This is a genomic window from Armatimonadota bacterium (genome assembly GCA_017303935.1).
In the GTDB taxonomy this organism is placed as follows: domain Bacteria; phylum Armatimonadota; class Fimbriimonadia; order Fimbriimonadales; family Fimbriimonadaceae; genus JAFLBD01.
Genome location: JAFLBD010000002.1, coordinates 673,361 through 693,824 on the forward strand (window position 1 = coordinate 673,361; position 20,464 = coordinate 693,824).

The window sequence follows — 20,464 nt, forward strand, 5'->3', positions numbered from 1 at the left end:
GACCTTACAAAAATTCTTTAGTCCCACCAAAGAAACTATTTGCAGGGTTCTGCCAGTATCCTTGCGGTGAGGCCAAATGCCTCACGACTAGAGGGAATCAACTTGCTTAATCTTGCACTCACACTCTTAATCGGAGCTCAGCCAGCAGAAGTGCGGCTCCTCCGAAACCCCGATGTTTACGGGGATACCGTTGTCTTCAACTATGCGACCGACCTTTGGGTGATGAACACCAAAGACGGCATCGCACGCCGACTCACCAGCCATCCAGGTACCGAATCCAGAGCGAGATTTAGCCCAGATGGAAAGCAAATCTCGTTCACCGGTACCTACGACGGAAACGCAGACATCTACGTGGTTGACACTGACGGAGGCGAACCAAAGCGGCTGACCTTCAACGGCGGCCCTGACGTGAACCAAGACTGGACGCCAGACGGAAAGATCGCATTCTCCTCCGCGATGGGCACGTTCACCAACCGCAACATGCGATTGTCGGTGGTCTCGCCAAACGGCAGCATGCCAGAGCTCACCCCGATTCAGGAAATTGCGGAACTCAGCTATAGCCCAGACGGCAAAACACTCGCCTACAACCGGGCGAATAGCCAGCCATTCAACTGGCGACGCTATCGCGGTGGAACTCAGGGGCGAATCAGCTTCTACAACTTCGCCGAGAACAAGTATTGGGAGCTACCTGCCGGACGAGAACAAAGCTATTCACCGATGTGGGTCGGCAACAAGGTGTTCTACATTTCCGACAAGGACTTTGGCACTCGAAACCTGTTCGCTGCGGATGTTGATTCTAAGAAAGCAACACGGTTGACCAGCTTTAAGGACGCCGACATCAAGTTCCCAGCAACCGACGGAAAAACGATCGTTTGGGAACGAGACGGATTCCTGGAATCGTACGACATCAAGTCTGAAAAGGTCACTCGCGTCAAGGCTTATATTCCTACCGACAACGTTGCTTCCCGCCCGCGACTTCGCAATGTTGGTGACAGTATCGGCGGATTTGACCTCGGCCCGACTGGTCAGCGATTGATGATCGATGGTCGCGGAGACATCTTCAGCGTTCCTGCGCGGTCTGGCGACACAAGAAATCTCACCGAAACCCAGGGCGTTCGCGAGCAAAATCCTGACTGGTCACCAGACGGCAAGTTGGTTGCGTACATCAGCGATGCCAGTGGTGAAAAGCAGCTTTACACCCGTCCACAGATGGGCGGCGAAGCCAAAAAGATCACCGTCGACAAGCTGATCAACGGTTTCCAATGGACACCGGATGGCAAGGGATTCTTGTACACCACCAGCGACGGAAGGCTGATCCACAAGGATGGAGCAACTGGTGCCGAGACAATGATCTTCAAGAACGACTGGCAAGCCAATCCGGTGTACGACATGAGTCAAGACGGCTCGACGATCGCGTATTGCAAGCCAGGCAACAACCTGCAAAGCTCGATCTATCTGTACGACGTCGCCACCAAGAAGGCCACGAAGATCACCGAAGGTTACTACGACGACTCCAATCTGTCGTTCGACATGAACGGTAAGTTCTTGTACGTGGTCTCAACCCGAACATTCGCCCCAACTGGCGGTGCGTTCGAGTTCATGATGAACATGGAAGCCGGGCAGCGCGTTTACGCGATCTCTCTGGATAAGAGCACGCCAAACCCGATGATGCGGCCTGGTGACGAAGAACCAACCGGCGAAGAAGGCGCACCGGCACAGCCAGCAGGCGAGCCATCAAAGAAGATGAAGATCGACTACGATGGCATCGAAGATCGCTTCATTCCTCTGCCATTCGCGCCAGCAAACTACCGCGTGATGGGCGTTAGCAACGGAGTGCTTGTGTTCTCGCAGTCCGGTATCACGCTCTGGAGCTTTGCAGCTAGAGCTCCACTTCCGATCTATGAAGGCCCGCTCTTCAATGTCTCGCTCAACGACAAGCGAAACAAGATGGCGATCCAAACCCCGCTCGGCATCTCGATCATGGGCGTCGCCCCTGGCCAAGATCCAAACGCAGGAAAGGTGAGCACCGCTGGCATGGACATGATGTGGGATCCGCGCGCCGAATGGAAGCAGATCTTCAACGAAGTCTGGCGATGGGAGCGCGACGTTTACTACGATCCAAACATGCTTGGCCTAGACTGGAACGCGATCGGAAAGCAGTACGAAGCCTATCTGCCTTACGTCAATCACCACGCTGACCTGAACTATGTTCTCGGCGGATTGATCGGCGAACTCGGCACAGGCCACGCTTATGTGAGCGGCGGCGAAATGGGCGACATGGGACGACCAGTTCCTGTGGGTCATCTCGGAGCGGACTATGCCGTTTCCGGTGGATTCGTCAAGTTCGCCAAGGTCTACAAGGGCCTAAACTTTGAAGAAGGCCGCCGCGGACCGCTTGGCGATATTGGAGTCGATGTCAAGGACGGCGATTATCTGCTCGAAATCGATGGCGCGAAGGTCACTGCGAACCAAGATTTGCACGCCCTGATGCAAAACAAGGTTGGCAAAACCGTGACGATCACCGTGAATGGTTCGCCAACCATGACCGGTGCTCGCAAGTACAAGGTCCGTCCGATCGCCAACGAAACCGAGTTGCGATACATCAGCTGGGTGGAAAAGAACCGAAAGTACGTCGCGGCAAAAACCGGCGGCAAGATCGGTTATCTGCACATCCCGGACACTTCGATCCCAGGCGTGATCGAGTTCATGAAGGGATTCTATAGCCAAACCGACAAGGAAGGCTGGATTTTTGACGAGCGCAACAACGGCGGCGGCATGATCCCAACCTTCTTCGTGGAGTTCTTGCAGCGCGAAGTCGTGGCCAAGATGAAGGCTAGAAATTGGAACGACATCGGATTCCCAGTCGGCACTCTGGAAGGCGCAAAGGTCATGATGATCAACGAAAATGCGGGATCGGGCGGCGACATGTTGCCGTGGCTGTTCCGCGAAGCAAAGCTCGGGCCGCTCGTCGGCACCCGAACTTGGGGCGGCTTGGTCGGTATCCAAGGCGGCGCGCCGCTGGTCGATGGAACCTCGGTGACTGCGCCAGGATTCGGTATCTACGATCACAAGGCGGGCAAGTGGATCGCTGAAAACGAAGGCATCTCGCCAGACGTTCAAGTCGACCTGCGCCCTGACCTGCTGGCTCGCGGAATCGACGCACAACTGGATAAGGCCATCGAAGTGGTGGTCGATCTCGCCAAGAAGCAACGCCGCGAATCCAAAACCCCTGCATTCCCGAGACCAAAGCCTGGTCAATAAGTTGTAGGAGAATTCGTTCTCGGCGAACACACATCGCATCCCCAATCGGGGATGCGATGTGTTGTTTAGACCCTAAAGCTGATCAGTTCATTCGATTCCCCCTCATTGGCGCAGCCCATGAGGGGGGTTAGGGGGGAGAAAGCACCCTGATTTTGGCGAAGCCGTTGAATCGGGCAGTAATGCGGTCCCTGTCCGCCGGGATGTTTTGCCCACCCACCCCGCTCGCCTTCGTCTCGCTCCCACATCCCGGCGGAACGAGTACGGTCCAAAGGGTGCTATAGCTGGCTTTTCAATTCTATAATGGTTCGGGACTACGAAGATGATTGCTCTCTTTGCCGCAGTATGGCTTTCGATCTCACTCTCGGGGGTAGAGGACAAATCTGAACTAGATGAAGTTATTCTCGGCCAGAGCAAAAGCGTCACAACGTACTGCCGTAAGAACAAGTTGGCGCCCTATTATTCTCAATATGCATCTTTCATAACGGACCAACAAAAGCGAGTGCAATTGCAATTGTCCGACGAATATGAGCCATCCGGTTTTGGAGATGTCGTTACAGATCACGGAGCCTATTCATGCGTTAGGACTCTTGTAGCAGGTCTGACTTGGGATTCACTCAAAGTATTTAAGCGTGCTGAGGGCGCAAAGGTTTCGGAGTTCTTAACGCCTCCAAACTCGCGCCAATATAGCTTGAGAGGCGGCATTGTCTTTGAAAACTTATCGACAGAAGAGGTTGCGACGAAGTCCCACGAGCAGAAGACTTGGACTACGTACATCCAGGGCAATGGTAGCGTGGTCGAATACCGTGTTCCTAAAGGATATTGCTATTTCTACACAGACGAAGAATCTGTGAATGTTGTGATCAACGATGAATGCACGAAAAGGACAATCGAGATATTTAGACGCCCGAAGTAAGTCATCCGCAGGTTATACGAGGGAATCTGTACTAAAGGATCTGCTTCATGGCTACAAGTTGGTGGGGCCAATGAACTGCCTAGTCATTCCGGTCGCTCATGAATGCGAACGGGAATATTGGCATGAAATAGAATCATCAGTTCTGAAAAATTCCAATGAATTCAATGTTTTAGAGATACACTTCTCGTCGCTATTTATCCTGACGCGAAAGGCGTTTGCTCACTTCTTACCGCTTGCCTTGTATCCCTTGTTATTGTGTACAACATGTGGTCTTGAGGATCGCCTTTACGATATTCTGGACAAGACGAATGGCAGGATTCCATCGGAGATTCCTGAGCCGCTTGTTCGGCCTTCCATCAATCTGCTCCAGCTAGTGTTAGCTTCCGAGCATCTCTTTGAACTCACCGTTGATAGTTCAGCTCGCCAAGGCCAAGTTAGGAAAGCGATGCTTATCCGGATGCAGAAAGCGCTCGAAGCCCGTGCATAGCCTTTCGCCCTCTGTTTGAATGTCTTCCGGCGGAGTCCTTGAGGTTCGGCCACGGACTGGTCGCAGAACATTCCTGGTCTTAGGGGTATCGAGATGCAGCGGACTCGGGTCTATAATGCTTCATGGCAGGAGCAGTATCCGCTCTATGATGGGCACGGCAACATGATTTCCGCGCTGAAGATCACGAGGCCAGCGCTGAGTGGTGGCTACTACTCCGGCACGACCACGTATGCAACTTCCACAGACAGAAAGTACGACGTTTGGGGAGCCGTGCGCGGGAACAATAAGACGGGATACTCCTACAACCGCTACTGCGCCAACCTCGGGCATGTTGCGGATGACGACACCGGCCTTATCTACATGAGGGCGAGGTACTACGAGCCTGGAACGGGGAGGTTCATTAGCGAGGATCCTGCGATGGATGGATCAAACTGGTACACGTATTGCGACAATGAGCCTGTAAGCGGTGTCGACTATTCTGGTAAATCCAGAACGGACGCCATAGCCGGGATAGCGTATGCTGGGATGGCAGTACTTAGCGCGTACTTAACAATAAGCACTGCAACAAATGGCACAGCTTCGGGAATAGGCTCGATGTTAGGTGGTGGAATTACGTTGGGTTTCAGCGCAATGGCTACGTACTACTACTTGCTTGCGCTTAGTGGGTCCAGTGCTGAAGGCAAGCTGAAGCTAGGCGTAGCTGGAGTAGTCACCGCATTGCTGATGTCTGGTTTTGACAGGCTACTCATTGCTACTTCTAAGGCAATCGATGAGATGGGCAAACTAGCAAAAGTTGCAGGCGGAGTAGCTCTTAAAGCGGGAAGCCTTATGGCTGGCTATGCCTTAGCATTACTTGCAGCATTGATGCTGATCTCTGAGGAAGAATGGAACGGTGCATAATGCTTTCAAAAGCGCGATCGTAAGAGGTCTCTGCATACTAGCCGAGCCCTATTTTACAATCCCATTTGCTCTAATACTCTATCCTTTTGCTGGCATTCGAAATACAGCTATTCTAGGCTCGAGTCTATTTGTATTTGGCATTATTGCGGTCGGGTATAAGAGAAGTATTACTAAGCCTGAAAAAGCGCATCCAGCGCAAGATTTCATGGAGAATGGGGAGTAGATCAGCTTGGGAGAGTGCGATTCATTGTTCTAGGATGCGAACGATGTTGTGAAGGATACGACCACGCTTTACCGTTACGATGGCCAAATGGGGATCGGTGAAACCTACTACTATGCAACGGCGAATAATCCATACGCGGTGGACATAGCCCAGAACATCGTCGGTCCACGCGGGATTGAAGCCCAGATCACTCGGGTCAACGGCGGAACCCCAAACACCAAGTATCCGGTGTATGATGGGCATGGAAACATGATCTCGCAAGTTTCGATCAACCAGAGCTACAACGCGGTTTCGGGCACATGGTCGAACTCGGGCATGAGCCTGGGCAACAACCGCAAGTACGACGCCTGGCGCAAACTCGGGCGGGTATCCCAACAACCGCTACTGCGCCAACCTCAATTCAGCTCTTGCGCTACCGTGTTGATATTTCATTGAAACTCTGTAGAAATGCGATCCTGAAAGGCAAGCTATGCCAAAGAGCAGATCAAAAAAAACTGCACTCGAGGATAGCCGTACAGGTCCGAGTCGCCGGCCATGTGTGCGTGCAGTGTGCGTGCAGTGTCCATGCATCTCGCCGCTTGGACAGACTGAGGATTCTGGGCGCAAATGCCATCAACCCTGCCGAGAAACCACCTTTCAAAACAGAAAAATCCCGCGCGGAGGCGAGATTGTGAATCTAAAATAGTGGCTGCCGCAGTAGGATTCGAACCTACGACCCGCTGATTAACAGTCAGCTGCTCTACCACTGAGCTATGCGGCAATATGTCCCAAAGAATGTACCCTACAATTGTGGCCCGCGCAACCGCCATCTGCAGGGACGGGATGAAAAAAGCTCGCACAAACCCCGGCGCGCGAACCTAACAAAACTTGGTTACCCAAGATAGACTATCATCATAGGCAATCGGCCTTGATCTCAAACAAGGGAGTTTGAACCATGGATTATAACCTTCACCTCGATTTTCTCCGCGTGACCGAAGCGGCCGCCCTTTCTTGTGCCAAATGGGTGGGCAAGGGCGAACGCGCCAATGCTGACCAGGCTGCTTGCGAAGGCATGCGAAACACCCTGGGCCAGATGGACATTGACGGCACCATCGTGATTGGTGAAGGGGAGCGCGACGAGGCTCCGATGCTGTACATCGGCGAAAAGGTCGGCAACGGCAATGGCCCGGCGGTGATGATCGCGGTGGACCCTCTTGAAGGCACGAACCTTTGCGCCAACGGTACTCCAAACGCGATTGCGGTTTTGGCGGCGGCGGTCGAGGGTCGTGGATTCTTGATGCATGCGCCGGACTGCTATATGGAGAAGCTGGTCGTCGGCCAAGAGTGCAAGGGCGTGGTGGACATCACTTTGCCGCCCCGCGTGAACGTGCGATTGATGGCCAAAGCTCTGGGCAAGGATATTGACGAGATCACGGTGGGTGTTTTGGAGCGACCTCGGCACGACCAGTTGATCGCGGATATTCGTGAAGTGGGCGCGCGCGTTCACCTCATTCCGGATGGTGACCTTTCGATTGCGATTGCGTCGCTCGACCCAGATTCGGGCGTGGACGCTTTGATGGGAATCGGTGGCGCGCCAGAAGGCGTGATCAGCGCAGCGGCTGTGATGTGTGTTGGCGGCGAAATGCAAGCGAGGCTGCGGTTCCAGTCTGATGAACAGCGCGAGCGTGCTATCAAGATGGTGAAGGGCGATGTGGACCGAGTTTTCCGCGCGGAAGATCTGGCCAACGGCGACGTGATGTTCGCGGCGACGGGTGTGACTAGCGGGGACTTGCTCCGAGGCGTTCGCTATCGACGCGGAACGGCGATCACCGAATCTATCGTGATGACCAGCGATACCGGAGCGATCCGCCGAATCGAAACCCATCACCGCACCAACCCGAATTAGGCATTTTCGAGAGAATTGCTGTAAAGTAAGACTACTTTTGGTGCTTTAGCTATGGATTTGCGCAAGAAACTTCGTGCCTTTACGCTTATTGAGTTGCTGGTCGTCATTGCGATTATCGCGATTCTGGCGGCGATTTTGTTCCCGGTTTTCGCTGAAGCGAGGAGGTCGGCCAAGGCTACCGTCACGCTCAGCAACATCAAGCAGCAGACCACCGGAATTCTGCTTTACACCGGCGACTTCGACGACACGATGGTCCCGACGGCGGTGCTGGGAGACCCTGATTCGCCGTTCAACCTGCTGAATACTGGGCCCTATAAGCCGTGGAGTTGGTTGCTGTATTCCTATGTCAAAAGCGACATGGTCTTTATGGACGCTCTGACTCAGCGCGAAGGGTATACCACTTGCTCCTCCGGCCTTCGCCCGCAAGATGATGAAGAGGCGCGGGTCTACTGTCCACAGTTCGGCTATGCGTTCTCGGTCATGGCTCCGGTGCGGTTCGAAACCGGAAGATATCGCCATTTTCCCGTTCAGGTTTCTGGCATCAACTCGCCGTCTCAAACAGTGATGCTCACGATCAAGGCGCATCGCCGTGGTGGAAAGCGGTTGGACTGGTTGACCCCAAACAGCGGAGTCTGGATGAGCAATCTGGCACAACCACCGATCTGCACGGCATCCGGGACTTGGCCAGATAATCCAGCGAACAATAGCCACTGCATTACCTTGCAGCGATGGGGCGTTGGCGGATTTGAAGACACTCAGACTCGGCCACTGAACGCCGAAGAAGGTCGGTATTCGGCTGGAAACGCGTTCCGAAATCGGATGCGAGCGATCACCGCTTTTTCGGATGGCAGCGCGAAGAGTATTCAGCCAACGGCACTTTCTGCGGGCACCAACTGGAACTTCAACGTCAATGCGGCTTCGGTGCGAATCACTGACCGATCGGCTTACATGTGGGATGTCGAATGAAAACTCTGATTATCGTCTTTATCTTAGGGCTTGCAGTGCTGGGTTGCCAGCCTGAACCGGAAGCCGCCGCGCCCTCAGCTCCTGCTGCTGGCGCATCGGAAAAGGACCAAAAGAACAGCAAAGCGGGCACATTGGCCCCGAATCCAGACTACAAAGATCAAAAGCCAGGCGGAAAACTGTAGGATTTTTGTTTCGATATCCGATTGTGCCCGTATAATATGGGCAGTACAGTGTCGGGCGTTATGGATGATGCCCCGTTCGCGTACGCCAAATTCTAGAGCAGAACAAGCAGGATGCCAACACCTACGCGCAAGGCGGTCAGCAACAAGGCCGTCGTCATGGAACAATCGCACCGAGCCATCGATATCGGCGGTGTGATTCTTGTGGCCACCGCCATCGTCATCACGATCGGACTGGCGATTGGCAATACCGGCGTGGTAGGCGAGGCTCTTAGTGGTACTTTCAAATCCCTTTTTGGTCGCGGCGCCTGGGCCGCACCAGTTCTGGCTGGGGGCGTTGGGCTTTCGATGCTCTTAGGGCGCAAGCAGCTCGATCTTCCTCGATTGACTTGGGGCCTATCTCTGATCTTTTTGACGCTTGTTGGGTTCATGGCGGCCAAGCCACGCGGCGACTACTTTGATCCTGAAGCGGCAAAGCTCTCTGGTGGCTATATCGGCGCAAGCGTAGCCTGGGGATTCGAGACCCTGCTGGGTTCGGCGATGGCCGTCGGGCTGGGCGCGCTTGGAATGGTTGGATTGATTTTGTGTGTCAATGCACCGCTACACGTGCTCCTCTCGAATCTCGCCGAACGGCGAAAACGCCCACCGCAGAAGGTGATTTTGGGAGGAAGCAACCGCGGTGACCGCGCGGCGGCCCTCGAAGAGCGCCCCGCCAGGTCGTTGCAAAAGGAAGCAGTTGTCAACGGTACTCAGTTCGAAGAGGAGCCGCCTACTCGGGGACGCACTAGAACCGCGCCCGTGATTCGAACGGTGCAACCTGCGCCTGCAACGGAGATGGCTGCCAGCGCGCCCACCCCAAAGGAAGGCTATGTGCTTCCGCCGCTTTCTTTGCTCCAACAAGCTCCTGCCAAACCAAAGCGCACCGCCAGCGAGATGGAGCACAACATCGAAACGCTGGAACGCACTCTTGAAGAATTTGGGATCGACGCCAACGTTGTCGAAGTGGCTACCGGCCCGACGATCACTCGGTACGAAATTCAACTTGGACCCGGAATCAACGTCCGGCGCATTACTTCGCTAGGAGATAACCTGGCGATGAGTCTGGCTGCTCGCGACGTCCGCGTTGAGGCACCGATTCCAGGCAAGTCGGCGGTCGGCGTCGAAGTGCCGAACAACAGTCCGAGCATGGTGACCTTGCGCGATGTGTGCGAGACTAGCGAGTTCCGCGACCATTCGAGCAGACTCTGTGTGGCGCTGGGGCAGGACGTGAGTGGCATCAACCGCTATGCCGATTTGACAAAAATGCCGCACTTGCTGATCGGCGGTGCGACAAACAGCGGTAAGTCCATCGGGCTTGCCACCATTATCACTTCGCTGCTGATGCGCAACACGCCGAAGGATGTGCGCATGGTGATGATCGACCCAAAGCGGGTGGAACTCAGCCTGTTTGATGGCATCCCGCATCTGATGTGCCCGGTGGTGAAGGACGTTAAAGAAGCTCCTGGAGTGCTGCGGGCGGTCTGGCGAGAGATGGACTTGCGGTACGACAAACTGAGTGAGGCTGGCGTGCGCAACATTCAGGGCTGGAACGACAAGGCATCGTTCCAAGACAAGATGCCATACATCGTCGTGATCATCGACGAGTTGGCGGACCTCATGATTCAGGCAAGCGCTGAGGTCGAAACCAGCATTGTCCGTCTGGCACAACTCGCCCGAGCGGTCGGAATTCACCTAGTCATCGCGACACAACGTCCATCGGTTGACGTTATCACCGGCACAATCAAAGCCAACATTCCTTCACGGTTGGCGTTCGCGGTGTCATCGCAGATCGATTCTCGGACCATCCTAGACCAAGCCGGGGCCGAGCGACTTGTGGGCAAAGGCGACCTCCTGTTCATGCCGATTGATGCGAGCAAGCCAACCCGTATTCAGGGCTGCTATGTCAGTGAGAAAGAGATTGAAGACGTCACCAAGCATTGGAAAGACCAAGAAGCTCCTCACTACGTTTTGAACCCGATTGCTGTCGCTATCTCGACCAAAGAGCGCGAGATGAGCGAAGAAGAGTCAGATGAGCTTTGGGAAGAGGCGGTGACTTGGGTCGTGGATCGTGGGCAGGCATCAACTTCGATGCTTCAGCGCAAATTCAGCATTGGTTTCCAACGTGCTTCAAGAATGCTCGACTTGATGGAAGAGCGGGGAATCGTTGGGCCACGAGATGGACCACGCCCGCGCGAAGTGCTAGTGGACCCGATGCAAGCACAACAAATGCTTGGCAAGGGGTACACCGACATGCCGCATATCGACATCGACCCGTTCGAGAACGATTAGTCTTTGCGCTTCAGCGAGATCGCAAATCCTCTGTTCTTTGGGGCACCGTGCTCGTCGAGGTAGTAAAACGCGCCATTGATCGCATCGGGACCTTTCACGAGAAATTCGGATCGTTTGACTTCGATCTTCCAGAGGTCTTTGACTGCGGTGACTTTCGTAACAGGGTCTTTGTGATCGACCACAGCCGGTGCATCGGCAATGAAGGTGTATTTCGATAGATCTGCGTTGGCGACCTTTGGCACCCAGAAAGTCATCGTCTCGTCATGAAGTTCGTAACTCGCCTGACGGGTGGATGGGTACTTCGTCGGTGTTGTCGCCAAAATTGCCTGAAGCGCGCTGTAGTTTTCGGTACGAGTGGCGGCTTCATCCGTTCGCGGCAGACTGAGCGAGACGGTGGCGTCTGCGGGAAGGCAGGAATCTAGGCAGACCAACATCGCCACATCTCCGCGGATATTGACGTGGTGCTCGGAGATTTGTGCCGGAGGGGTGATCTGGGCGAGATACACGACTTCTTTCTCGTACCCGAAGGTGATTGTGCCATCAAGCAGAATCTTATGTGGTGCTGGGTATTTGAGCTCGCTGACTTTCCAGCCTTTTGGCAGCGCCCATTCGACCGTGGTGCCCAATCCAGAATCGCCAGGATTCTTGTAATAGGTGTGCCAGCCTTCCTCGATTTCTACCTTCACTCCAACCCAAAACGGCTCACCAGCTTTGAAAGTGCTGACGCTCGACATGATTTGAACTTGGGTTGGGTTTGGCGGAGCGGAAAGAAGAAGGGCAGAAAGCGCAACACTGATCATACGTTCAGTATGTACGTTTTCTGCCCTATCGCTTGTTACACCAAGATTTCGCTGCGACGTTCTGAAACGCGTCGTTCCGAGTGGTCGAGAATCTTCTTGCGGAAGCGGAGCATCTTTGGAGTGACCTCGAGAAGTTCGTCATCGCGCAGCCACGAAAGCGCTTGTTCGAGCGAAAACTCTCGGTGAGAGTCTAGAACAGTAGTGGCGTCGGCACTTGCCGATCGCATGTTTGTCGCTGCCTTTTGGTCGACCGCGTTCACGACCATGTCTTCATCTCGCGAGCACGCACCGATGATCATTCCGCCGTACACCTCGGTGCCGACTTCATAGAAGAACATGCCGCGTTCTTGAATCTTCTCGTAGGCGTATCGGGTGATCTTGCCCGGATCCTTTGCGATCAACGCGCCTTGGCTTCGGCTTTCGACCGCGCCCTTGTATTCCTTGTACCCATCGAACAACGAAGCCATGAGTCCCAGTCCTCGAGTGAGGGTCAAGTAGTTCGACCGGAATCCGATGAGACCGCGTGTTGGGATCGAGTAGATCAAGCGGCGAGAATTCTCGGTGACTTGCATGTCGATCATCTCGCCTTTGCGACGGGACATCTCTTCCATGACCGGACCTTGGGCGTCTTCGGGAAGCTCCAATGTCACCGTTTCGTACGGCTCGGTGACGGTGCCATTCTCGTCGCGAACATAGATGACCTGAGGGCGGCTGATTTGCATTTCGTAGCCTTCGCGCCGCATCGTTTCGATGAGAATCGCGAGCTGCAATTCGCCTCGTGCCTTGACCTTTACCGCATCTGCAGGAGAATCGTCGTCGATTTCGATGCTTACCGAGACCACTTCCTCCTTCTCAAGCCGTTCTTTGATCTTGTGGATCGTGAGGAACTTTCCGCCGTCCTTGCCAGCTAGTGGAGAGTTATTGGCATAGAAATTCATGCTGAGCGTTGATGGCTCGATCTTTATGACTGGCAACGCCGTGGTGTCGGGGACACCGATCGTATCCGAAATGTGGACATGATCGAGTCCGCTCATCATCACGATTTCGCCGGCATTTGCCTGTTCGACTTCCTTGAGCTGAATGCCTTCGTAAACCCAGAGCTTGGTGACGTTAAAGCCTTCTTTCTTGTCTTTGCCTTCGCGGGATTTTTCAAGTCGATCTCCGACCTTTACCGTGCCACGCAAGATCTTTCCGCCGAACATTCGTCCGAGATAATCCGAATAGTCGAGGTTATTGACTTGGAGCAGGAACGGACCTTCGCGTTCGACCTTCGGAGCGGGAATCTCGTTGACGATCATCTCGAAGAGCTCGCGCATGTCAGTCTCGGTTCCGGCTGGATCGCGCCGTGCAAATCCACCGCCACCGGAAGTGTAAAGATGCGGGAAGAACAGGTCTTCTTCCTCCGCACCGAGATCGATAAAAAGGTCGATGGTCTTGTCGTAGGCTTCGATCGGGCGTGCGCCTTCGCGGTCAATCTTGTTAACACAGACGATCGGCTTTTTCTTATTTTCGAACGCCTTTCGAAGCACAAATCGGGTTTGCGGCATCGGGCCTTCGTTGGCATCAACGATGAGCAAAACGCCGTCAACCATGCTCAGAACGCGTTCAACTTCACCACCAAAATCGGCGTGACCTGGGGTGTCAACGATGTTGATCTTTGTTCCCTTGTATGTAACGCTGGCAACCTTGGAGAGAATCGTAATGCCCTTTTCTCGCTCCAGGTCGTTGCTGTCCATCACGCGGACGCCCATGTTTTGGTTCTCGCGGAACGTCCCCGCTTGCTTGAATAGGGCATCGACCAGGGTGGTTTTGCCGTGGTCAACGTGCGCAATGATGCCTATCGTTCGTATCTGGGGGGAATCCATCGAGCCTCAAGGATACCCTTTATGGTGTGGAATCCGAAACATTTGCATCCTAGTTCGGGACCTGAACTTCCTCAAGAACGAAAAACTAGCAAAAAATTCGGAGAAAAAACTATGACAATTGAACGCTCAATACGGCTTCTTGCCGGACTGCTATCGCTCACTGGAATATTGCTTTCAATCGCTGTTGATCACCGCTGGTTGTTCCTCAGCGGGTTTGTTGCAGTGAACTTGATTCAGTCCTCATTCACCGGGTTTTGCCCGGCAGAGAAGATTATGCTGAAGCTAGGTGTAGGCCGCCGTTGAGGCAGCCGACGTTGAATCAAAGCGTGAACGGGTAGGTGACTTTTGCCGCGATACGTGCCCGGAAAGTGCGCGCGCGAGGGTCGCCGAAGATTACTGTGTACTCAGGGCCTTCCTTGCCGCCCATTCGGTATGTCGCGAACCAGTTCAGATCGCCACGGTCGTCGATCAACTTTGCCGTGAGCGACTCAAATTTGTTCAGCTCGTATCGCCATGTGCTCGAGACGCGTCGACTGTTTTCGCCTCTGTTGTAGTTGCTGATATTTAAGCTGCCATACAGGTCTTTGTAAGGCCGGAACGAAGCATAAACTCCTTGTGAATCAAAGTCCTCTCCTCCCGCGGTTCCCGTTCCGTAGCTGAATCCGTATTGGCGGTAAGGGTCATAAACGTTGAAGTTCGCGCCGACTTCCCACGAGTGGTCATTGAACTCTTCGAAATAGCCAAAGTTATGGTTCAGCGAAACGGACATGTTGTTGCGGAAGGTGAGATTCCCCCCCAACCAACTCTCGCTGCGATACTTATCGCCGGAATCCAATCGAGTGAGCTTTTCGGTGCCGAGCCAGATGTTCATCGCTGAGAATTGTCCTCCGCGATATTGCTTCCACGCCGACATGTTGAACCCGATGTCCTTGTAGTTCGTCTCTGGCGCATAGCCCATGCGTGGGAAATAGTCCTTTGTAGCCGTTTGGATGAATGCCTCGGCGTAGGTGTTCTGGTTGTTGTAAGAAACGCTTCCGCTGAACAGTTGGCCAGAGCCTCGGGCAGTGTCCCGAGTATGGGTGGTGTCGATGCCGATCGATAGATTAGGCGCGAATTGCTGTCGGACGCCAAGACGGTAGGCGAGATTGTTCTTGCCATCTTCCGCGTGATCTGCGACGGCGGTTCCGATTGAAAACTTGTTAGACTTGGCGGTCGTCATGCTGAACACCGTGGTGCTCTCATTTCCGATGTCGTTCAGATGCATCAGTCCGAAAGTGGTGTCTTTGTCCAAGTTTCCGTAGTATTTGATGCCGGCCTCGGCACCTCGAATGCGGCGGCTGTTGAATACTCGGAAAGTGTTTTGGAAGAAGTTCTTGCCTTCAGCAAAGAACGGACGATTTTCGTCCGAGAGCCTCTCGAAGTAGCTGAAGCTCAAATCAGTAAAAGTGTTCTCGATGTTTCGGTCGTCAGGGTTTACCGTTCCAACGACGAACTTTGAGTCAGGCAGTTCGATCTTGAAATCGATCCCGCTGTCGATCCCGAGTTTTTCGCCGTGTCCAGCCGCAAAAACGGTGTAGGGGAGAAGTTTGACATCCGATTTGACGCGAATGACCGGAATTTGAACTTGTTGCCACGTCGGGACATCGAGTGTGTTCGAAGAATCGAAGTGGAAGCCGCTTTCGCGCTTGAGATCCGCGCTGTAGTGACTGACATTGAACCGAAGATCACTGGGGCCAGAGGGGCGGCGGGTGATGAGCTCCCAAGGGATTCGTGCTTCGACGACCCACCCATCTGAAGTGAGGGCACCTCTGGATTCAAATTTACCGAGCCATTCGGTTTTGTTTGCGCGACCGCCTACGAGTTCTAGCGAATTGCCGGTGTTGGCGTTCATCGAGAACGAATCGAAGCTGCGTCCGATTCCGGTTGCGTCAATCCCCAATGTGACCGTATCGTCGTTTGGGAATCCTGCGTTTTGCCGAGTCTGTTCACGACGGACCGTGGTTGGATCTTGAGTGACCTTAGCCGCGAAGTAAATCGCCTTGTCATCGTAGGTCAACCAGAACGAAACTGGTACCGATGACGGCCTCTTGTCGCTGCTATCGATCAGGCCTGATTGCATGGCGGAATCGGGCCATTCACCGACCTTGATTTCCCCATCGATGACAGGTGGAGTCGTTTGTTTGACGCTAGCGACGACGGGTGCCACGCCCGCGAATGCAGCGGTTGAGAATGCGCAAGCAAGAGAGAAAAAAGCCCCTCGATAAATCACACCTGAGTTACGAGGGGAAAATTCCAATAGTTCCTAGGCCTAGGACTTGATCCAGTCGTGAACTTCTTTTTGTAGTCTCGACAACGATTCCTCGTGGGTGTACATCATGTGCCCGGCCGGGTATTCGAAGGTCACAATGTTCTGGCGAATGTTGGGCGGCAAGCCCATGTGCGAGAGCGAATATTCCGTCGCGAAGTACGGAGTCGCGAGGTCATAGTATCCACTAGCGACGAAAACCTTCATGTACGGATTTCTTAACAGTGCATCGCGCAAGGCGTGGCTCGTATCCGTGGGTTCGTCCTTTGGTAAATCCCACTTCCACGGCTTAGTGATGCCATAGAACACGTGGTACTGCAGATCGGTTTTGTATCCCAATTCCCGACTGACGTAATCGCTAAATGCCATGACGTATGGCGGGAAAAGTGCGCTCATCGCAGGGTCGTGTTCCAGTCCATATGTGGTTTGGTCGGCATCGTAACCGGTGATTCGCGAGTCAAGCCGCCCGACCGTGAGGCCTTTGTTGCGAAGGAGTTCCTTGCAGAAACCCATGATCTCGATGCGGAGTTTGCGCTTGAGCAGATAATCGGCACTCAGACCGGTGAACTTCGAGAGCTTTGTGGCGACTCGCTTCATCTCTACTGGCGAGGCGGTGTCGCCCTTTAAGAGCACTTGGAGATATTCTCCAGCCGCGAACTTTTCGACGCTCTTCAAGAACTTGGAAAGGTTCGGTGTTCTGCCTCTTCCTAGAGCGCCGTGGTACCAAGCCGTCGCGGCATAGGTGGGCAGAAATAGCACGTGTGGGAGGTCTGATGACTGCACGAAATCGAGAGTCAAGAAGCTCATTGCGCTGCTGACTAAAACTACCCCGTTGAAAGCAACGCCACGCTCGACGAGGTACTTGCTGATTCCGGCGGCGCGGGTTGTGCCATAGCTTTCGCCCACCAGATAGAGTGGGGAACTATAGCGCTGGTTACGACTCAAATACAGTCGAATGAACTCGGACATGCTCTCGATATCGCCGCTCACCGACCAGAACTTTTCGGCGGTCGCCTCGTCCACGGCTTGCGAGAATCCGGTGCCAACTGGGTCGATGAAGACAAGATCTGTGAATTCGAGCCACGTCGCCGAATTCTCGATCAATGCGTAAGGAGGTTCGGGCTGTTCGCCGTCGTTCTTCATCGGGATTCGCTTCGGACCCAGCGCGCCGAGGTGCAGCCAAATAGACGGAGAACCTGGACCACCATTGAAGCTAAACATCAGCGGTCGGTCGCCGGGTTCTGCGCCATCCAGCGTGTACGCCATGAAGAAAATTTGTGCTTCGATCGTTCCAAATTGGTCCTTGATCGGGAGCCGACCGGTCGTCACCGTGACATCGCGCAGTTTGCCGCCGATCATCACCTGTTGCTTCGTGACGACGGGCGTTTCTTCGGTGAACGTGAGTTTGGTCACCTTCTCGGGAGTTGTCGGCTTGACTTCTTCGGGCATGATTCACTTATTCTACTGCCGCCATAATAGGGTGTTCATGGATGGCGGGCATATTGGAGTGGATGAGAGTGGTAAAGGCGACTTTTTTGGGCCGTTAGTCGTTGCGGGATGCTATGTTTCGCCCGAAATGGAGCGCGACCTTCCGGATGTGCAGGATTGCAAGAAGATCTCTGACGCAAAAATCCACGCGGTTGCCGAGCAGATCAAGCGAACGTGCCCAAACACGGTCTTGGTCGTCATGCCCAAACGTTACAACGAGATTTATTCGGACCTTAAGAATTTGAACACGCTGCTGGAGTGGGGGCACGCGAAGGTCATCGAAGAAGTGCTCAAGCTTCAACCCGCCAAACTCGCCATCAGCGACCAATTTGCCAAGCCTGCGGGCCTGCGGGAAAAGCTCAAACGAAAAGGGCTGGACATCGTTTTGCGGTCCGAAGTCCGGGCCGAGAGCGACATCGCAGTAGCAGCGGCGAGCGTTTTGGCACGAGCGGAATTCCTGAACCGGTTGGCCGAACTTAGCGATGAGTTCGGCATCAAACTCCCCAAAGGAGCAACCAACGTCATCGGCACGGGCAAGCAGTTCGTGCGCGATTTTGGCCCGGACAAGCTGGGCGAGATCGCGAAGCTACACTTCAAGACCACGCGGCAAGTTCTGAATTCATAATGAGCAAACTATGAGCGCGCCGTTTGACCTAGGAATTTTGGGTGGAGGCCAGTTGGGCCGAATGACGATCCAGGCCGCTCAGCGAATGGGCTTGCGATGCCTCAGCTACGACCCGAGTCCCGAAGCTCCAGCTGGACAAATCGCTCCTTTGGTCAACGGTCCGTTTGATAACCCAGAACTCATGGCCCAGGTCTTCAGCCAGTGCGCCCGGGTGACCATCGAAAACGAGTTCATTCCGGCATCTGCACTCAAAAAGGCGATTCAATTGGCGGGAAGAACGCCGGATTGCTTGGTTCCTGGTCTGGAGGCGATCGCGACTATACAAGACAAATTGCTCCAGCGCCAGAAGCTCATCGCCGCAGGCGTACCCTCGCCAGAGGCAGTACCACTCGATGGTGACGGGACGCTCGCCATCAGCAAGATCGGTTTTCCGATGGTACTCAAGTCCCGATTTGGCGGCTACGATGGCAAGGGAACACGGTTTGTCGAAGACACAGACGAGTTCGATCTCTACCGCAATCTTTGGCAATCGGGCGGTGGTTGGCTGGCTGAGCAGAAAGTGGATTTCAAACGCGAACTTGCCGTGATGGTTGTGGCCGCGCCAAATGGAATTTCGGTGTATCCGACGATGGAAACGCGGCAAGTCAATCACGTCTGCGATACGGTTTCTCCGGTGGATGCTGACGGCTCAGCGGTTGCGATTGCAGCAATCCGGGCGCTCGGCTGTATCGGGCTCTTTGGCGTCGAATTGTTCGAGACTCAATCCGGCGAAATCTTGGTCAACGAAATCGCGCCAAGACCGCACAATTCGGGCCACTACACCTTGGATTGGGGCGGCGCGAGCCAGTTCGAACAGCATGTCCGAATCGCGCTAGGACTGCCTCCCGCGCCGATTGATGGTTATCCGACGAGCATGGCAAATCTGCTTGGGCAAGAAACCCAGATCGACTACCGCGCCGGGCTTGGTGCAGCGTTGATCAAAGACCCAGGCTGCTTTGTGCATTGGTACGGAAAATCGAATCGGCCAGGAAGAAAGGTCGGGCACATCAACGCATCGGGACTGGACTCCCTTAACCGAGTTATTGAGGCAAGAAACACTTTTTATTCGGCTTGGGCACCCAAAGATTCGACCCAAGATAGTTAAACTATCATTAACCATGAAAACGGTTGAATTGAAGATTGTTGGAATGTCGTGCAACGGCTGTGTGAAGCATGCCACCGAGGCGCTCAACGGGGTTGATGGCGTGATCAGCGCGCGAGTTTCGCTTCCAAACAAGGGCGTGGTTTCGATGAACGACGATACAGCGCTGGAAGCGATCATCGAAGCGCTCATCGAAGCGCTCGATCAAGAGGGCTACACCGCCACCCCAGCAGAAGCCAGCTAATCGAGGCGCGCCATCAGCGGGTCGAGCACCGAATCCAGTAGCACCAGACACTCGATGTTGTGGTCGCGCACGATTGCGTTTTCGATGGCGAAATTTAGCGGGAGGAGCCGGGGCAACAAGCCTTCGACATCTTGAAACCACTCGCCATATTCCGCTGCGTGTTCGCTTTGGCTGAACACGGCAAGGCCGGCGAGCTTCCACTCGGGGACGTAATAGCAAGCCTGACGACCATCGGGCGCCTCTAGCACCCAGATCGGATCAGGGAACCCTGCCGCCTCGGGACAAGGCAGCAACCCCCGTGCGATAGACGGACTGCAAAGCCCACCGCTCATGAACCAAGGGACGTTTGAACTGTCCCAAAAGGTTTGGGACCATTGGAACGGGGCGCAATCAGGCGGTGTTGTATACTAGTGAAGACAATTTGGGGGCGAACGGGTTCGACAGGGCTGGTTCGACTTAGAGTTGCGAGCCGAGGCGCCGCTGGCCTCGTAAAAAGCGGCAAAAAAATAACTGCAAACAACAACTTTGCATACGCTGCTTAATTAAGCACGTCATCGAGCTGACGCCAGCCGTAAGCGTTAGAATCCGGTGTGATCAAATACGGATCGTTTCGTGAGCTTCTGTTCGTAGCAAGCGCGACTAAATAAACCGAACTGGGCAAGAAGTCAGCCGGCCCCTGGAGAGACTTCTGCCGAGACCAAGTAACGGGGAGACGCTCGTGGTAATTTTGAGGGCGACAGTTTTGGAACGGGGTTCAATTCCCCGCGCCTCCACCAAATTTTTCCTTTGTTGATTTTTCGCCAGCCAAGGTTTTCTGCCTTTTCCCGCATTTCGGCACAAAATTTGTTGCGTGA

General features: G+C 54.2%; 17 protein-coding genes, 1 tRNA gene, 1 other RNA gene and 1 pseudogene. 14 read left to right on the plus strand and 6 right to left on the minus strand.

The features are described from left to right. Positions 1-102: 102 nt before the first annotated feature. The 5 genes from J0L72_07735 (at position 103) to J0L72_07755 (ending at position 6,219) form a co-directional block, all read left to right on the plus strand. Positions 103-3,261 carry a PD40 domain-containing protein gene (locus tag J0L72_07735; protein MBN8690670.1) on the plus strand — a complete coding sequence of 1,053 codons (3,159 nt, stop codon included), beginning with the start codon at positions 103-105 and terminating at the stop codon, positions 3,259-3,261. Between the two features lie 319 nt (positions 3,262-3,580). Beyond that, positions 3,581-4,174, plus strand: a complete 594-nt coding sequence (locus J0L72_07740; GenBank protein ID MBN8690671.1) for a hypothetical protein — start codon at positions 3,581-3,583, stop codon at positions 4,172-4,174. A gap of 70 nt (positions 4,175-4,244) precedes the next feature. Then, positions 4,245-4,661 carry a hypothetical protein gene (locus J0L72_07745; protein ID MBN8690672.1) on the plus strand — a complete coding sequence of 139 codons (417 nt, stop codon included), beginning with the start codon at positions 4,245-4,247 and terminating at the stop codon, positions 4,659-4,661. A 162-nt stretch (positions 4,662-4,823) separates the two neighbouring features. Continuing rightward, positions 4,824-5,561 (plus strand): RHS repeat-associated core domain-containing protein, encoded by a 738-nt coding sequence (locus J0L72_07750; protein MBN8690673.1) that lies wholly within the window; start codon positions 4,824-4,826, stop codon positions 5,559-5,561. A 271-nt stretch (positions 5,562-5,832) separates the two neighbouring features. Beyond that, positions 5,833-6,219, plus strand: coding sequence for a hypothetical protein (locus tag J0L72_07755; protein MBN8690674.1), 387 nt, complete (start codon positions 5,833-5,835; stop codon positions 6,217-6,219). Between the two features lie 250 nt (positions 6,220-6,469). Here J0L72_07755 and J0L72_07760 read toward each other — a convergent pair. Continuing rightward, positions 6,470-6,544 (minus strand) — tRNA-Asn (locus tag J0L72_07760). Positions 6,545-6,718: 174 nt separating this feature from the next. Between J0L72_07760 and glpX the strand changes: the two genes are divergently transcribed. From glpX to J0L72_07780, 4 genes and pseudogenes are all read left to right on the plus strand, one after another. Beyond that, on the plus strand, positions 6,719-7,669 hold the full coding sequence (gene glpX / locus J0L72_07765; GenBank protein MBN8690675.1) for a class II fructose-bisphosphatase: 951 nt from the start codon (positions 6,719-6,721) through the stop codon (positions 7,667-7,669). Positions 7,670-7,720: 51 nt separating this feature from the next. Beyond that, positions 7,721-7,873, plus strand: a pseudogene (locus J0L72_07770) (prepilin-type N-terminal cleavage/methylation domain-containing protein). A gap of 758 nt (positions 7,874-8,631) precedes the next feature. After that, the gene (locus tag J0L72_07775) at positions 8,632-8,817 is read left to right on the plus strand and encodes a hypothetical protein (GenBank protein ID MBN8690676.1); all 186 of its coding nucleotides are present in this window, start codon (positions 8,632-8,634) and stop codon (positions 8,815-8,817) included. Between the two features lie 111 nt (positions 8,818-8,928). Then, positions 8,929-11,142 (plus strand): DNA translocase FtsK 4TM domain-containing protein, encoded by a 2,214-nt coding sequence (locus tag J0L72_07780; protein MBN8690677.1) that lies wholly within the window; start codon positions 8,929-8,931, stop codon positions 11,140-11,142. Here the strand turns inward: J0L72_07780 and J0L72_07785 are convergent. Both J0L72_07785 and typA read right to left on the minus strand, forming a co-directional pair. Further along, positions 11,139-11,942, minus strand: coding sequence for a hypothetical protein (locus tag J0L72_07785; protein MBN8690678.1), 804 nt, complete (start codon positions 11,940-11,942; stop codon positions 11,139-11,141). The two genes, J0L72_07780 and J0L72_07785, sit on opposite strands and share 4 nt — an antisense overlap. A gap of 35 nt (positions 11,943-11,977) precedes the next feature. Beyond that, positions 11,978-13,807, minus strand: a complete 1,830-nt coding sequence (typA, locus tag J0L72_07790) for a translational GTPase TypA (protein MBN8690679.1) — start codon at positions 13,805-13,807, stop codon at positions 11,978-11,980. Between the two features lie 111 nt (positions 13,808-13,918). On the opposite strand from typA, the gene J0L72_07795 reads away from it, so the two are divergent. After that, positions 13,919-14,110, plus strand: a complete 192-nt coding sequence (locus J0L72_07795; GenBank protein MBN8690680.1) for a DUF2892 domain-containing protein — start codon at positions 13,919-13,921, stop codon at positions 14,108-14,110. Between the two features lie 16 nt (positions 14,111-14,126). Here J0L72_07795 and J0L72_07800 read toward each other — a convergent pair whose 3' ends face one another. Together J0L72_07800 and J0L72_07805 are read right to left on the minus strand one after the other, a co-directional pair. Continuing rightward, positions 14,127-16,013, minus strand: a complete 1,887-nt coding sequence (locus J0L72_07800) for a hypothetical protein (protein ID MBN8690681.1) — start codon at positions 16,011-16,013, stop codon at positions 14,127-14,129. Between the two features lie 102 nt (positions 16,014-16,115). Then, the gene (locus tag J0L72_07805; GenBank protein ID MBN8690682.1) at positions 16,116-17,561 is read right to left on the minus strand and encodes a peptidase S10; all 1,446 of its coding nucleotides are present in this window, start codon (positions 17,559-17,561) and stop codon (positions 16,116-16,118) included. A 37-nt stretch (positions 17,562-17,598) separates the two neighbouring features. Here J0L72_07805 and rnhC point away from each other — a divergent pair, with 37 nt between their 5' ends. From rnhC to J0L72_07820, 3 genes are read left to right on the plus strand one after another with little or no spacing between them, the layout of a single operon-like run. Beyond that, the gene (rnhC, locus tag J0L72_07810) at positions 17,599-18,225 is read left to right on the plus strand and encodes a ribonuclease HIII (GenBank protein MBN8690683.1); all 627 of its coding nucleotides are present in this window, start codon (positions 17,599-17,601) and stop codon (positions 18,223-18,225) included. 10 nt (positions 18,226-18,235) lie between these two features. Continuing rightward, entirely contained in the window at positions 18,236-19,369 is a 1,134-nt protein-coding gene (locus J0L72_07815; GenBank protein ID MBN8690684.1) for an ATP-grasp domain-containing protein, read from the plus strand. Positions 19,370-19,382: 13 nt separating this feature from the next. After that, positions 19,383-19,610 (plus strand): heavy-metal-associated domain-containing protein, encoded by a 228-nt coding sequence (locus tag J0L72_07820; GenBank protein MBN8690685.1) that lies wholly within the window; start codon positions 19,383-19,385, stop codon positions 19,608-19,610. Here the strand turns inward: J0L72_07820 and J0L72_07825 are convergent. Beyond that, complete coding sequence (locus tag J0L72_07825) at positions 19,607-19,858, minus strand: hypothetical protein (GenBank protein MBN8690686.1); 252 nt, start codon at positions 19,856-19,858, stop codon at positions 19,607-19,609. The genes J0L72_07820 and J0L72_07825 overlap by 4 nt on opposite strands. A 175-nt stretch (positions 19,859-20,033) precedes the next feature. On the opposite strand from J0L72_07825, the gene ssrA reads away from it, so the two are divergent. Continuing rightward, positions 20,034-20,386, plus strand: a transfer-messenger RNA (tmRNA) gene (gene ssrA / locus J0L72_07830). Positions 20,387-20,464 lie beyond the last annotated feature (78 nt).